This window comes from Metapseudomonas resinovorans (assembly GCF_002003485.1).
In the GTDB taxonomy this organism is placed as follows: domain Bacteria; phylum Pseudomonadota; class Gammaproteobacteria; order Pseudomonadales; family Pseudomonadaceae; genus Metapseudomonas; species Metapseudomonas resinovorans_D.
Window position 1 is genome coordinate 15,793 of sequence record NZ_BDMA01000012.1, and the last position, 13,675, is coordinate 29,467.

General features: G+C 60.4%; 13 protein-coding genes. 6 read left to right on the forward strand and 7 right to left on the reverse strand.

The genetic code is table 11. The annotated features are described in order from the left end of the window. Positions 1 to 206: 206 nt before the first annotated feature. From MnOB_RS02830 to MnOB_RS02845, 4 genes are all read left to right on the forward strand, one after another. On the forward strand, positions 207 to 2,213 hold the full coding sequence (locus tag MnOB_RS02830; protein WP_077521806.1) for a nucleoside-diphosphate sugar epimerase/dehydratase: 2,007 nt from the start codon (positions 207 to 209) through the stop codon (positions 2,211 to 2,213). A 547-nt stretch (positions 2,214 to 2,760) separates the two neighbouring features. Continuing rightward, positions 2,761 to 4,104: a glutamine synthetase family protein gene (locus MnOB_RS02835; protein ID WP_077521808.1), complete on the forward strand. Its 1,344-nt coding sequence runs from the start codon at positions 2,761 to 2,763 to the stop codon at positions 4,102 to 4,104. A 60-nt stretch (positions 4,105 to 4,164) separates the two neighbouring features. Next, positions 4,165 to 5,490: an MFS transporter gene (locus tag MnOB_RS02840; RefSeq protein WP_077521810.1), complete on the forward strand. Its 1,326-nt coding sequence runs from the start codon at positions 4,165 to 4,167 to the stop codon at positions 5,488 to 5,490. A 98-nt stretch (positions 5,491 to 5,588) separates the two neighbouring features. Beyond that, positions 5,589 to 6,209: a TIGR04282 family arsenosugar biosynthesis glycosyltransferase gene (locus MnOB_RS02845; protein ID WP_077521812.1), complete on the forward strand. Its 621-nt coding sequence runs from the start codon at positions 5,589 to 5,591 to the stop codon at positions 6,207 to 6,209. A 59-nt stretch (positions 6,210 to 6,268) separates the two neighbouring features. Here the strand turns inward: MnOB_RS02845 and MnOB_RS02850 are convergent, their stop codons facing one another. The 4 genes from MnOB_RS02850 to flgA all read right to left on the reverse strand — a co-directional run bounded on the left by MnOB_RS02850 (position 6,269) and on the right by flgA (position 8,819). Next, entirely contained in the window at positions 6,269 to 7,018 is a 750-nt protein-coding gene (locus tag MnOB_RS02850; protein WP_077521814.1) for a flagellar brake protein, read from the reverse strand. A gap of 88 nt (positions 7,019 to 7,106) precedes the next feature. Then, positions 7,107 to 7,574 carry a flagella synthesis protein FlgN gene (locus tag MnOB_RS02855; RefSeq protein WP_077521816.1) on the reverse strand — a complete coding sequence of 156 codons (468 nt, stop codon included), beginning with the start codon at positions 7,572 to 7,574 and terminating at the stop codon, positions 7,107 to 7,109. Positions 7,575 to 7,622: 48 nt separating this feature from the next. Beyond that, entirely contained in the window at positions 7,623 to 7,961 is a 339-nt protein-coding gene (gene flgM / locus MnOB_RS02860) for a flagellar biosynthesis anti-sigma factor FlgM (protein ID WP_077521818.1), read from the reverse strand. Between the two features lie 129 nt (positions 7,962 to 8,090). Next, complete coding sequence (flgA, locus tag MnOB_RS02865; protein ID WP_371578866.1) at positions 8,091 to 8,819, reverse strand: flagellar basal body P-ring formation chaperone FlgA; 729 nt, start codon at positions 8,817 to 8,819, stop codon at positions 8,091 to 8,093. A 109-nt stretch (positions 8,820 to 8,928) separates the two neighbouring features. Between flgA and MnOB_RS02870 the strand changes: the two genes are divergently transcribed. After that, positions 8,929 to 9,861 carry a chemotaxis protein CheV gene (locus MnOB_RS02870; RefSeq protein WP_077521822.1) on the forward strand — a complete coding sequence of 311 codons (933 nt, stop codon included), beginning with the start codon at positions 8,929 to 8,931 and terminating at the stop codon, positions 9,859 to 9,861. Between the two features lie 42 nt (positions 9,862 to 9,903). Continuing rightward, a complete protein-coding gene (gene cheR / locus MnOB_RS02875; RefSeq protein WP_077521824.1) occupies positions 9,904 to 10,731 on the forward strand; it encodes a protein-glutamate O-methyltransferase CheR in 828 nt (275 codons plus the stop codon). Between the two features lie 113 nt (positions 10,732 to 10,844). Here cheR and MnOB_RS02880 read toward each other — a convergent pair whose 3' ends face one another. From MnOB_RS02880 to MnOB_RS02890, 3 genes are all read right to left on the reverse strand, one after another. Next, complete coding sequence (locus tag MnOB_RS02880; protein WP_077521826.1) at positions 10,845 to 11,270, reverse strand: organic hydroperoxide resistance protein; 426 nt, start codon at positions 11,268 to 11,270, stop codon at positions 10,845 to 10,847. 87 nt (positions 11,271 to 11,357) lie between these two features. Continuing rightward, complete coding sequence (locus tag MnOB_RS02885) at positions 11,358 to 12,206, reverse strand: helix-turn-helix transcriptional regulator (RefSeq protein ID WP_077522068.1); 849 nt, start codon at positions 12,204 to 12,206, stop codon at positions 11,358 to 11,360. A 43-nt stretch (positions 12,207 to 12,249) separates the two neighbouring features. After that, complete coding sequence (locus MnOB_RS02890) at positions 12,250 to 13,668, reverse strand: aminotransferase (protein WP_077521828.1); 1,419 nt, start codon at positions 13,666 to 13,668, stop codon at positions 12,250 to 12,252. Positions 13,669 to 13,675 lie beyond the last annotated feature (7 nt).

Below are 13,675 nucleotides of genomic sequence, written 5' to 3' on the forward strand. Positions count from 1 at the left end.
GCGCTCCTCTTCAGACTAGCAGTGAAAGGTGGCGTTCGTTGCCGCGCACTACGAATGTCAATAGTGAGTAGGATGGCTTCGTTAAAGGGGCACAATTTTACTCTGCGTTGATTCCAGGTCGGGTTGGCCGGGTGTTTGGCGCTGAGTATTAACTGCGTTGCGGCAGGTCCGCTTATTGGGTTGTTGAAGACTTCGAGGACGCACTAGTGTTAAGGGCTGCTGATAGGTTACGCAAAGGTTTGTTACGGCTACCGCGTCGCTACAAGCGCTTGTTGCAGGTGATCACTGATGTGGTGCTGGTGTGGGGCGCTTTGTGGCTGGCGTTTGTCGTGCGCCTGGGCACTGACAATCTGATTCATCCTTGGGGAGGGCACCTCTGGCTGTTCGTGGCCGCCCCGCTGATTGCTATCCCACTATTCGTGCGATTCGGTATGTACCGGGCGGTAATGCGCTACTTTGGCAATGATGCGTTGCTCGCTATTGCCAAGGCTGTCACGCTGTCAGCCTTGTTTCTCTCCCTGGCGGTATATTGGTACCGCGATGCAACAGTCGTTGTGCCTCGCTCGCTGGTATTCAATTACTGGTGGCTGAGCTTGGTGATAATCGGCGGTTTACGTTTGGGAATGCGCCAGTACTTTATGGGTGATTGGTTTTCAGCCAGCCACGCGATACCGTTTATGGGCCGCGACGACGGTTTACCTAAGGTGGCCATCTATGGTGCTGGGGCTGCTGGAAATCAGTTAGTGGGAGCCCTGCGTATGGGGCGTGCGATGCGTCCGGTGGCTTTCATAGACGATGACAGCAACATTGCTAATCGGGTTATTGCCGGGCTACGGGTGTTCAAGCCTAAGCATATTCAGCAGATGATCGAAGAAACAGGGGCACAGGAAATATTGTTGGCAATCCCCTCCGCTTCTCGCGGACGCCGACGTGAGGTGTTAGTGCATCTTGAGCAGTTCCCACTGCATGTACGCAGTGTGCCGGGCTTTATGGATTTGGCTAGCGGGCGAGTGAAGGTCGATGACATCCAGGAAGTGGATATCACTGACTTGCTCGGACGTGATTCGGTTCCTCCGCAACAGGAGTTGTTCGAGCGTTGTATTCGTGGTCAGACTGTTATGGTGACCGGCGCTGGAGGCTCGATCGGGTCTGAGTTGTGTCGGCAGATCATGGCGAGTGAGCCCACAACTCTGCTGTTGTTCGAGCACAGCGAATTCAATTTGTACAGCATTCATGCCGAACTTGAGCAAAGAATCGAGCGCGAGTCTTTGCCGCTACGGCTGGTTCCGATTCTCGGCTCCATCCGCAATCCAGATCGACTGCAGGACATCATGAAGACATGGCAGGTAGACACGGTCTACCATGCTGCTGCGTACAAGCATGTGCCAATGGTGGAGCACAACATTGCCGAAGGCGTGCTTAATAACGTCATGGGCACTCTCCACACTGCTCAGTCTGCAGTAAGGGCCGGCGTCCAGCACTTCGTGTTGATTTCTACCGACAAAGCGGTGCGGCCGACCAACGTGATGGGCAGTACCAAACGTCTGGCAGAGATGATTTTGCAGGCGTTGAGCCGAGAGTCGGGACCGGTATTGTTTGCAGACAAGGATGCAGTCCATCACGTTAACAAGACTCGCTTCACCATGGTGCGATTTGGAAACGTGCTGGGCTCTTCTGGATCGGTGATTCCAAGGTTCTATGCACAAATTCGTCGCGGCGGTCCGGTTACGGTTACGCATCCCAATATCACACGCTACTTCATGACCATTCCCGAGGCCGCACAGTTGGTGATTCAAGCCGGCTCGATGGGGCAGGGAGGGGATGTGTTCGTGCTCGATATGGGTGAGCCGGTGAAAATTCTCGAGTTGGCGGAGAAAATGATTCATCTTTCGGGCCTCAGTGTGAGAACGGAGAAGAGTCCGCACGGTGATATTGCAATCGAGTTCAGTGGCCTGCGCCCTGGCGAGAAACTGTATGAAGAGTTGTTGATCGGCGATAACGTTAGCCCAACCAATCACCCAATGATTATGCGGGCCAACGAGGAGCATTTAAGCTGGGACTCACTTAAGGCAGTGCTGACAGCATTGCTCGAAGCTGTTCAGCAGGACGATTACGCTAAAGTGCGTCAACTGCTACGGGAGACCGTTAGTGGTTATACCCCGGAAGGGGAAATTGTCGACTGGATACATCAACAGCGTCGGACTGAGCCATGATTTTTGGACGTTTAGAAGGTTGATGTAACTCCGAACAGATCATGAATCAGCGGCGACTGCTAACCAAATCGCTTGGTTAGCCCAGTCTTTTGCGACAGGTTTACCGAAAGCCAGGGCTCTTGCCCTGGTTTTTTGTATATGTACCGGACTCGAATCAGCCAGCAGTTTTCAATGCGAAATTCATCGATTCAAAAAATCGAGCAAGGTGATCAGTTGCGCAGTTTGCTTGACCACGCTGTGGAACCGTGCCTTTACGTATTTGAACTTGCGCCTGATACTCCGAAATGGATGCCCCGCCCTGAATAGGCTTTATCCCGTTGCCGTTGTTTTCGGAGCTTGCTTGGATGGCAAGAATTCTGCCTATATACAGAGATGCATCATCTTCCTCCCCCCCTCCCACCCCTCCTGCCTAGCCCTACTGCGATAAAAACCCGGAGAATCCTTCGACCCCAGGTGGGTTGTTGCGGCGCTTGATATTTCAAACAGCCGGTGCGTATTTTGTACAAGCCGCCATCCAGAGCGGCCGTAGTGCACAAGGACAACAATCATGACTACCAAAGTCCGCAGTCCGCTCGCCGAGCGCCTGGCCGGGGTTGAAGAAATCGAGTGCGTCACCCCCGACCTGAACGGTGTGATGCGCGGCAAGGTGATGACGGGGGAGGGCTTCCTCTCGGGGCGGCGTCTGCAACTGGCGCGAGGCGTGTTGCTGCAATGCATCATGGGCGGCTATCCGCCTGCCCGCTTCTATGGCAGCGACGATGGTGACCTGGCCCTGGTCGCGGAGCCGAGCCAGGTGCATTGCCTGCCCTGGAGCGAGCGTTCGCGCGCCTTGGCGATCTGCGACGCCCAGGAGTTGGATGGCCGCCCGTCCGGGCTGTCGACCCGGGGGCTGCTGCGAAAGGTGGTGGAGCGTTATGCGAGCTACGGCTGGAAGCCCGTGGTGGCGACCGAGCTGGAGTTCTTCGTCTTTGCTCCCAACCCCGATCCGACCCAGGCCTTCCTGCCGCCGATAGGCCTGGATGGTCGTCGCGAGGATGGCTGCTCGGCTTTCAGTGTGTCGTCCAACAACGGATTGCGGCCGTTCTTCGAAGAGGTTTATCGCGGCATGGAAGCCTTCGGCATGCCTCGCGACACCTTCATGCACGAAATGGGCGTCAGCCAATTCGAGATCAATTTCCTGCATGGCGATCCGCTGCTCCTGGCAGACCAGACATTCCTGTTCAAGCATCTGCTCAAGGAAGTCGCGCTCAAGCACGGTATCCAGGTGGTGTGCATGGCCAAGCCGTTGGCGCGCACGCCGGGTAGTTCGATGCATATCCATCAGAGCGTGGTGACGCTCGACGGCGAACAGAACATCTTCACTGACGCCAATGGCGAGGCGACCCCGGCCTTTACTCACTTCATCGGCGGGCAGCAGGCGGCCGTGGGAGATTTCACCGCGCTGTTCGCGCCCAACGTGAACTCCTATCAGCGCCTCTGTCACCCCTATGCCTCGCCCAACAACGCCTGCTGGTCCCATGACAACCGTGCAGCGGGCCTGCGCATTCCGGCCAGCGCGCCAGTGGCGAGGAGGGTGGAGAACCGTTTGCCCGGCGCCGATGCGAATCCCTATCTGGCCATCGCTGCCAGCCTGGCGGCCGGGCTTTACGGAGTGGAACGACAGCTGCAACCGAGCGCTCCCATTCAGGGCGAGTTCGAAGCTCCCGACGAGTTGTTGTTGCCCTGTACCCTGCATGCCGCTATCGAGCGTCTGAAACGCAGCGATCTGGCACGTGAACTGTTCGGCAACGAGTTCATCGAAGGCTACATTGCTACGAAGACGATGGAGCTCTGCAGCTTCTTCGATGAGATCACCCCTTGGGAACGGCGCGTCCTCGCGGCCCAGGTCTGATCGCCCCAGGGCCGCCTTTCCGGGTGGCCCTCCCTGTACAAGAAGCCGCCTGGAGCGTCGATGCATCGGATCTGGAAGTCGTTTCGCGCACTGTATTTCGCCACCCTGCTCATGCTGATCGGCTCCGGCCTACTCAGTACCTACCTCGGCCTTCGCCTGGCTGCGGACAAGGTCGATGGGCTCTGGGTCGGCGCCCTGATGGCGGCCAACTATTTCGGCCTGATCCTTGGCGGCAAGCTGGGGCACCGGCTGATTGCCCGGGTCGGGCATATCCGCGCCTACGTGGCCTGCGCCGGCGTGGTGACGGCGGCCGTGCTCGGGCATGGTCTGATCGACTTCCTGCCGGCCTGGCTGTTCATGCGGATGCTGGTGGGGCTGGGGATGATGTGCCAGTACATGGTGATCGAGAGCTGGCTCACCGAGCAGGCCGACGCGAGCCAGCGCGGGCAGGTGTTCGCCGGTTACATGGTCGCCTCCTACCTGGGCCTGGTGCTTGGGCAACTGGTGCTGGTGCTGCACCCGGGCCTCGGACCGGAGCTGCTGATGCTCGTGGCCATGTGTTTCGCGCTGTGCCTGGTGCCGGTGGCGTTGACCCGCAAGTTGCACCCGGCGCCGCTGCATCCGGCACCGCTGGAACCGCGTTTCTTCATCAATCGTGTGCCGCAGTCCATGACCACTGTGCTGGTTTCCGGCCTGGTGATCGGTTCCTTCTACGGTCTGGCGCCGCTCTATGCCACGGCCCAGGGGCTGCCGATCAACCAGGTGGGCCTGTTCATGGGGAGCTGCATCCTGGCCGGGCTTCTCGTGCAGTGGCCGTTGGGCTGGTTGTCGGACCGCCATGATCGCGCGGTGCTGATTCGCAGCACGGCGGGCTTGCTCGCGGTGTCGGCCCTGCCCCTGGCGATCATGCCCGCAGCACCGCTGGAGGTGCTGTTCCCGGTCGGCTTCCTGGTCTGCCTGCTGCAGTTCAGCCTCTACCCACTCGCAGTGGCTTTCTCCAATGACCATATAGAAGCCGAGCGAAGGGTGTCTCTGACCGCCATGCTGCTGATCACCTTCGGTGTAGGGGCGAGCATCGGTCCGCTGTTGACCGGCGCCCTGATGAAGCTGTTGGGGCCGAACATGCTCTACGCGTTCGTGTGCTTCTGCGCCACGGTGTTGGTCCTTCGGGTTCGACCGGATGCGGTCACCGGGTTGCACCGGGTCGACGAGGCGCCGCTGCACCATGTGCCGACGCCAGACAACATGATCAGTTCTCCCTTGGTGGCGGCCCTCGACCCCCGCGTCGATGAAAAAGCGGTGCACGACCAGATGCAGAACGGCGAAGTTCCGCCGCCCGAGCCGTCGCCCGAGGAGATGCCGGAGCAACCGCAGCCCGATAAGTAGTGGCCCAACGCCACACACCTTTTGCCCAATTATCGACGAGTGCGCCTACCCGAGCTTCAAGCCCAAGCCTGCCTTGGGACTTCAAGGAGGATCTGGTGATGTCGTTGAGCATATCCCTGCATCTGCTGGCCAGCGCTCCGCAGGCCGGCAAGCACCACCCCCGCCTGGTTCCGGAGTTGGGCGAGGAGGGGGTCAGCCAGTTGCATCGGCAATTGGTGGCACGCGTACTCAACCTACCGCCACTGGGCTTCAGTGAGCGGATCTTCTGGATCGAGGATGGGCCGGACGAGGCCCTTGAAGCTCTGGCCGAGGACAACGACTGGATGGTCGTCGGCCAGCCAGTGGGTGACCTGGGGGAGCGAATGCGGCGTATCGCTGCCTTGGGACTTTCCGAAAACGATGCAGTGGTACTCATCGGTCAGCATTGTCCGATGCTGGATGCCGATTACCTGTCCGCGGCCTGCGAGGCACTGCATGAGCATCAGGCAGTTCTGGGGCCGACTGAAGATGGCCGCTATGGCCTGCTCGGTCTGCGACGTGTCGATCCGCGCCTATTCGAAGCCATGCCTTGGGGCAGTGACCAGGTGCTGGCCTTGACCTGTGAGCGACTGCAACAACTGGATTGGCAGCATGGGCTGCTGCCGTCGCTCTGGGTGATGGACAGTCCCGAGCATTTGCCGCGCCTGGGGCGGCTGGGATTCAAGCTCGGGGTCGTCTGAGACAGAAAAGGCCGGACGTGGAAAACAGCGACCGGCGATTGTGCGTTCCGAACCGAATGCTAGAAGAGTTCGTCCTTCTCGAAGCGACGCGCTTCACGCTGCAGTTGGTAGACGAAGCGTTCGACGTTGCGCTGCACCATCCCACTCATGTTGTGGAAGCGAATGCCGGCGAAGCTCATGCCGAGCTTCTCGTCGAAATGCAGATGGCGCAGCTCCACGGGAGTGGTAATGGGGCCGATGGGCATCCTGGCGCTGAAGCGCTCATAGACCTGTCCGGCTTGCAGGCGACCGCTGAGGTCTCCTTCGAAGCGCAGTTTGCAGCCGGTGGCCGAGATATCCAGCATCACGCCCTTGATCGCTGACGACAGCTTGTCACCGTCCAGTTCGATGGGGACTAACTGACTCTGCTTAAGGGGGGCGCGAAAGGCATTGCGGCGCTGGTGGTAGGTCACCTCATCAGGCAGCGGGCACCAGTAGCAGCGACCTCCCTCGAACTCGCCGATCGTGGCTGCTTGCTGGGCATCCCAGGCGATTCGCACGCCCTCGTGGAAGCCTTCGACACGGAAGGTTTCGCCATTCTTCAGGAAGCGTTCGCCGTCATTCGGGATCAATTCGTCGAGGGCGATCAGGCCACGGTCGCGGTCCACTTCAATCAGGTAACTCTGGAAGCGCTGGTTCCGGTCGTGGAAGGTGACGATCAGCGGATCGTGATGCTGCTGCAACAGACGAAGGTTGGCCAGGATCTCTACCGGTGCCTTGAGCACCTTGGGGGGTTGAGGGCCGTTGACTTCGTGGAATGGGTTGGACACAGTCCAGGTCTCTCCGAACACAAACGCGGGTTACACAAAGAGTAGTGGCATCATGCCTCTATCTTTGTGCCTTTCTTGTAATGGCTTGTCAGGCCTGGCTGAGCGGGCGCTGCTGGCCGATTCTAGCGGCCGCACCGCGGCTGTCATAGAGGCTGGGCGTGTCGCCGCCACGGAGGATGCCGAGCATACTGCCGATCGTCGCCCGATTGGCGCGGATCAGTCGGCCATTGCGCTCGTTGGTCGTCCTGCAGCGCTCCAGCAGCTCACCCAGTTCGTCACTGCGATCAAGCAGTTCCTGGCCCAGAGGGGAGCGCTCGGCGAGTTGCTGCAAGCCGGCGCGATCGGCGCTCAGTTGCAGGCTGGCCAGCAACTGGCTGCGCTGGCGGCCATGCTGGTCGAGTTGGGCAAGGAGGGGCTGCTTGTCGGCGAGCAGTTTCTCGAGGCGGACGAGGTCGCGCTCACCCAGAACCTGGAATTCTTCGTCCATCAGCTCAAGCAAACGCTTGGCGTGGCCGATATCGTCGGAGAACAGCTGAAGCAGGTTGGTGTCGTGCATACGCGCTCTGGGGCTTTAGCGTCCAAGTTCCCCAGCGCCGCCCGTGGACTAGCGCTGGGATTCGAAGTTCAGCAGCTTGCTGGCCACGCGCTTGCTGTCGACTTGATAAGAGCCGTCGGCAATGGCCTGCTTGAGCTTTTCCACGCGCTCCTTGTCCACAACGGGCAGGTCGCGCAGTTGTTCGCCGGCTTTCTGCAGCACTTGAGCTTCGCTGCTCAGTTGCACGGATTCGCCGCTTTTGGCAGCTGGAGCCTGCTCGCCGGTGTTCTGGGTCGAAGCAGTCTGGCCGCAGGTGACGGTTTCGCTCTTGCCGGCCTGGGTGCTGCCGGTACGCCCTGAACTGGCGGGCGTGGGACCGTTATTGAGCCGGTTGAAGTCGATAACCATGATGCTGAACCTCGGACGCTATTTGGACGCTTACCGTTTTATCGGCCCTGTCCGGGATAACTTTAGAAAATTCTTTCGTACCGGCTGAGTTTAGGAAATCAGCCCTGTCCGGCGCCAGCGGAATCATGCCTACATATCGACCTGAACCTGGCCTGGTCCCTTTACACGGGCCTTGATCACGCGGCCGGAACTCAGGTTGCGTACCCGTATCTGCTCACCCGGCGCGCCCTTGCTCATGGCTTCGCCGGGCATTCGTACATTGATGGTCGAGCCGACGGCGCTGATCACGACCTGGTCGCCCTTGCTCACCACCTCGGCCTGTTCCAGGTGCAAGGGCGCCAGCACCTGATCGGAAACCAGCGAACGTGTGGTCTTCTGGCCGATGATCTGCCCCGGATCGCTCAGAAAACCCTGATTCAATGTGCCGACATCACGTTCGGCCAGGGCCACATCCTGATGAGTGATAGGGACGCCGCGACGCAGTGCCCGCGTAACCACCACCACTTCGCGATAGAGCTTCACCTGGGCGGGAACGAACACCGTCCAGGGCGAGCTGCCTTCACAACTGACGCGCACCGTGACACGTCCCAACGGCTGGGCAGGGCTTTCCAGCTTGGCCGTCAAATCCCTGTCGCATTCAGCCAGTCGCAGGCGGGGATCGAGCCGGTTGACCTGGATTTCACTGCGACCCTGGATATTGCCGCGCTGCAGATATTCTTCGACGGTGAACTCAAGAAAGCCTTCGGCCGTGCCGATAAGTATCTCAGGCGACGTCACAGTCGCACTCGACGCCGGACTGTAGCCGAGACAACACAAAGCGGGTAAAACAGCCGCAAGTGTAATGCGGCGTTTTGCCATCAGGCGTCGGAAAAGCGTCATCATGGTGTTCATGCAAACTTAGAAGCAAGGCTCGTGCCGCCTGCTAGGCTGAAGCGGGCGCTCATCGACTTGTAATAGGAGTCTGGTCATGGCCGGTGTTTTGGATTCGGTTAACCAGCGTACTCAACTGGTCGGGCAGAACCGCCTGGAGCTGCTGTTGTTCCGTCTCGACGGGCCGCAGCTGTACGGGATCAACGTGTTCAAGGTGAAGGAGGTGCTGCAGTGCCCCCGCCTCACCCTGATGCCCAAGTCCAGTCCGGTCGTACGCGGGGTCGCCAATATCCGTGGGGGTACCATTCCAATTCTCGACCTGTCCATGGCGACCGGGCGCAGAGGCCTCGATGACCTGAAGAACAGCTTCGTCATCATCACGGAATACAACACCAAGGTGCAGGGTTTCCTGGTGCGCTCGGTGGAACGCATCGTCAACATGAACTGGGAGGAGATCCATCCGCCACCCAAGGGCACCGGTCGTGACCATTACCTGACGGCGGTCACTCGGGTCGACAAGCAGTTGGTGGAGATCATCGACGTCGAGAAGATCCTCGCTGAAGTGGCGCCAACCTCCGAAGTGGTGTCCGAAGGCGTGATCGACATCGACACCCAGAGCAAAGCCGTCAGCAAGCGGGTCCTGATCGTCGACGACTCTTCCGTCGCGCGCAAACAGGTGATCCGCTGCCTGGAAACCGTTGGCGTCGAGGTCAAGGCGTTGAACGACGGACGCGAGGCCTACAACTACCTGCGCGAGTTGGTGGAGGAGGGCAAGGCGCCGGAACAGGAACTGCTGATGATCGTTTCCGACATCGAGATGCCGGAGATGGACGGCTATACCCTGACGGCTGAGATCCGCAACGATCCGCGCATGCAGAAATTACATATCCTCCTGCATACTTCGCTTTCGGGTGTGTTCAACCAGGCGATGGTGAAGAAGGTCGGGGCGGATGACTTCCTCGCCAAGTTCAAGCCGGATGACCTGGCCGCGCGAGTCGTGGAACGCATCAAGGTAACGGACGGGGGCTGATTCGGCCCCCTGACACGGAAACAGATCGGTGAGGCGCCCTTAGTGTCTTCAGGCAATGTGGAGTTCGAGCAGTTCCGGGTGTTCCTGGAAAAGACCTGCGGCATCCTGCTGGGCAGCAACAAGCAGTATCTGGTCTCCAGTCGGCTGAACAAGCTGATGGAGCAGAACGGCATCAAGACGTTGGGTGAGCTCACCCAGCGCATCCAGGGTTTTTCCCGTGGCGGCCTGCGCGAGCAGGTCATCGATGCCATGACCACCAACGAAACCCTGTGGTTTCGGGATACCTATCCCTTCGAAGTGCTGAAAAACCGGGTCCTGCCCGAGCTGATCAAGGCCAATCCGAACCAGCCGCTGCGCATCTGGTCGGCGGCCAGCTCGTCGGGACAGGAGCCTTTCTCCATTTCCATGACGCTCGACGAGTACGAGAAGGTCAACCTCGGCCAGCTCAAGGCCGGCGCGCGAATCGTCGCCACGGACCTGTCCAGCTCGATGCTCACGGCCTGCCGTTCCGGCGAGTACGACAGCCTGGCCATGGGGCGAGGCCTCTCGCAGGACCGCCTGGTACGTTACTTCGACCCGAAAGGGCCGGGGCGTTGGGCGGTCAAGCCGGCCATCCGCAGCCGCGTGGAGTTTCGTCCGCTGAACCTGCTGGACAGCTATGCCGCGCTCGGCAAGTTCGACATCGTCTTCTGCCGCAACGTGCTGATCTACTTCTCCGCCGAAGTGAAGAAGGACATCCTCACCCGCATCCACGCCACCCTGAAACCGGGCGGCTACCTGTTCCTCGGCGCGTCCGAGGCGCTGAACGGCCTGCCTGACCTCTACCAGATGGTCCAATGCAGTCCGGGGATCATCTACAAGGTGAAATGAAGAAGGGAGGCCAATGGCCTCCCTTCTTCAGTCACTCATGTAGGAGCCAGCTTGCTGGCGAACAGTCCTTGCATACGGCATTCGCGAGCAAGAACTAGGCGTCCCCCTCGCTCCTACACCAGGGTCAGTTTCACGTTGATATTGCCGCGCGTGGCGTTGGAGTAAGGGCAGACGATATGCGCCTCGTCCACCAGCTCCTTGGCGACCTGCTTGTCCAGCCCGGGCAGGGAAATCTTCAGTTCGACTTCGATGCCGAAACCTGTCGGCAGGGTGCCGATGCCCACGGCGCCTTCTATGGAGGTGTCCTCGCTCAGCGTGATCTTTTCCTTGCCGGCGACGAACTTGATGGCGCCAAGGAAGCACGCCGAATAACCCGCCGCGAAAAGCTGCTCGGGGTTGGTGCCGTCGCCGCCAGGGCCGCCCAGTTCCTTGGGAGTCGTCAGCTTCACATCCAGCACGCCATCCGAGGACACGGCACGGCCTTCACGACCACCGTAGGCTTCGGCGTGGGCGGTATACAGGGCTTTCTCGATGGGCATGGCGCGTCTCCGGTTGGGGGAAGAGACAAGCAAGCCTAGTCAAAGGATGCGACCTGCCCACTGCCGTTTGACCGAAAAGGTCGTGCGTCAGGTTGTCAGCCAGTCGATGAACAGGGCGAACAGTTCGGCCTGGGAGCTGATTTCCAGCTTGGTATAGAGATTCTTGCGGTGCATGCGCACGGTTTCCGGGGAGATTTCCAGCACCTTGGCGCTGGATTTGGCCGAGTGTCCGCGCAGCAGCAGGTGGGCGATTTCCCGTTCGCGTTCGGTCAGGCGATCGCTGCCGAAGTTCATGAAGGCCTCGCGTATCTGCTGGTTCAGCGCCGCAGCCGGTGCCGTGTGCATGGGGGCAGGTCCATGGCCATCGAGGCAGCGCACCAGTCCGCCGCGCTCGTCGAACTGACGCATCAGTTCGCGCACCAGCGGGTGCGCCGTCCGTAACAGCGCAAGTTCTTCCTGGCTGAAGCGTGCCCCACTGCGGCCCTGGTACACGCAGAGGGACACCTTGCGTTGGCCACCTAAGTCGACGATGAAATGGGCGTCTTCCACCGAGCCGCATTTGAGGTAGTTGGTGCGGTAGTACTCGCTGCTGAAGAAGTCGTCCGGAGCGATTTCCGAGAGGTGGTAGAAGCCTTCGGCCAAGCCGTTCTCCATGGCGAGACAGAAGGGGTCCAGCAGGTAGCCGCGAGCGTAGTAGCGCTCGATCAGCGCCTCGCGATATTCGGTGGGAATACCGCACTGGTAGAGCGGTCGCGGCGCCAACCCCTTGCACTCCAGGCCCAGCAGCACCGATTCGATGGGCACCAGGCTTCGCAGTGCATCGATCAGGTGCTCGCAGAACGAAGGCTCCGCGACGCTGGCCATGGCGCGAGCCAGCCCCGCATGCCAGGCATGCAGGGTGGCCGGGGTGGTGCTGTCGGGAGTCGCGTTGGTCATGTCCAGCAGTCTACTGGTGCCGTCCAATAGCGAACAGACTCCCTCAACTGCCCGCATAGTCGCCACTTCGTTTGAGGTCAGCGGCGGTTTCGAGGATGGCCTCGCGCAGCGTGTCGACGATCTCGTCCACCTGGGCGCGGGTGATGGTCAGCGGCGGCGACATCACGTTCAGGTGCACGATGGGCCGTACCAGCAATCCGCGCTTCTGCGCCCGCAGGTGGATCTGTTCGCCGATGTTCAGCTCATCGGGGAACAGGGTCTTGCTGGCCTTGTCGGCGACGAACTCGACGCAGGCCATCAACTTCTTGCAGCGCACGCTGCCCACCAGCGGCAGGTCCGCGAGCGTATGCAGGCGTTCCTCCAGGTAAGCACCCACCTCGTCCACATGCGCCAGCAGGTTTTCCCGCTGGATGATCTCGATGTTCTTCAGCGCGCTGACGCAGCTCACCGGGTGCCCGCTGTAGGTGAAACCATGGCTGAAACAGCGACCCTTGCCCGGCTCGCCGATTACTTGCCAGATGCGCTCGGAGAAGATGCAGGCGCCCAGCGGCAGGTAGCCGGACGTCAGGCCCTTGGCGGTGGTGATGATGTCCGGCACCACGCCGAACACCTCTTCCGAGGCGAAGAAAGCGCCCAGGCGGCCGAAGGAGGTCACCACCTCGTCGGAGATGTAGAGCACGTCATGGCGCTGGCAGACCTCCCACATGCGCTTGTGGTAGCCGGCCGGCGGGATGATCACGCCACCCGAACCCATGATCGGCTCGGCGAAGAATGCACCCACCCGGTCCGCGCCCAGGGTGAGGATCTTGTCCTCGAACTCGTTGACCAGGAACTCCAGGAACTGCGCCTCATCCATGCCCGCTGGCGCCCGGTAGGGGTTGGGGCAGGAGATGTGGTGGATGCGGTCCTTGAGGAAGTCGAACTCCGCCGGACGATCCGCCGCCTTGCCGCCCAGGGACATGGTGAGGAAGGTGGAGCCGTGGTAGGCGTTGATGCGGGTGATGACGTGTTTCTTTTCCGGCTTGCCGCGGCAGTTCTGGTAGTACTGCACCAGGCGGTAAGCGGTATCCACGGCCGTGGAGCCGCCGGTGGTGAGGAACACATGATTGAGGTCGCCCGGCGCCAGTTCGGCCAGCTTTTCGCACAGCTCGATGGCCTTGACGTTAGCCATGTCGCAGAAGGGGTTGGAGTAGGCCAGTTGGCGCACCTGCTCGGCGATGGCTTCGGCCATTTCTTCACGGCCGAGGCCGATGTTGGTGCACCACATGCCGCCCACAGCGTCCAGGTAGCGGTTGCCAGCGGTGTCGTAGATATAGGCACCACTGCCGGCCGCGATGTTCAACGCGCCATTTTCCCGGTGGTCGTCGAAGACGTGGTAACCGTGCATGTAATGCGCCTTGTCGGCGGCCACCAGGCGCTCATCGTCGAACTGGGCGAAGAAGTCGGTGTTTGGGGTGTTCATGGTCTTT

Coding starts and splice junctions, on each gene's coding strand:
- MnOB_RS02855 (WP_077521816.1), bottom strand. CDS start 7,574: ATGCACGACACCAACCTGCTTCAGCTGTTCTCCGACGATATCGGCCAC.
- MnOB_RS02885 (WP_077522068.1), bottom strand. CDS start 12,206: ATGACCAACGCGACTCCCGACAGCACCACCCCGGCCACCCTGCATGCC.
- MnOB_RS02880 (WP_077521826.1), bottom strand. CDS start 11,270: ATGCCCATCGAGAAAGCCCTGTATACCGCCCACGCCGAAGCCTACGGT.
- flgA (WP_371578866.1), bottom strand. CDS start 8,819: ATGGCAAAACGCCGCATTACACTTGCGGCTGTTTTACCCGCTTTGTGT.
- MnOB_RS02845 (WP_077521812.1), top strand. CDS start 5,589: ATGTCGTTGAGCATATCCCTGCATCTGCTGGCCAGCGCTCCGCAGGCC.
- MnOB_RS02870 (WP_077521822.1), top strand. CDS start 8,929: ATGGCCGGTGTTTTGGATTCGGTTAACCAGCGTACTCAACTGGTCGGG.
- MnOB_RS02835 (WP_077521808.1), top strand. CDS start 2,761: ATGACTACCAAAGTCCGCAGTCCGCTCGCCGAGCGCCTGGCCGGGGTT.
- flgM (WP_077521818.1), bottom strand. CDS start 7,961: ATGGTTATCGACTTCAACCGGCTCAATAACGGTCCCACGCCCGCCAGT.
- MnOB_RS02890 (WP_077521828.1), bottom strand. CDS start 13,668: ATGAACACCCCAAACACCGACTTCTTCGCCCAGTTCGACGATGAGCGC.
- MnOB_RS02840 (WP_077521810.1), top strand. CDS start 4,165: ATGCATCGGATCTGGAAGTCGTTTCGCGCACTGTATTTCGCCACCCTG.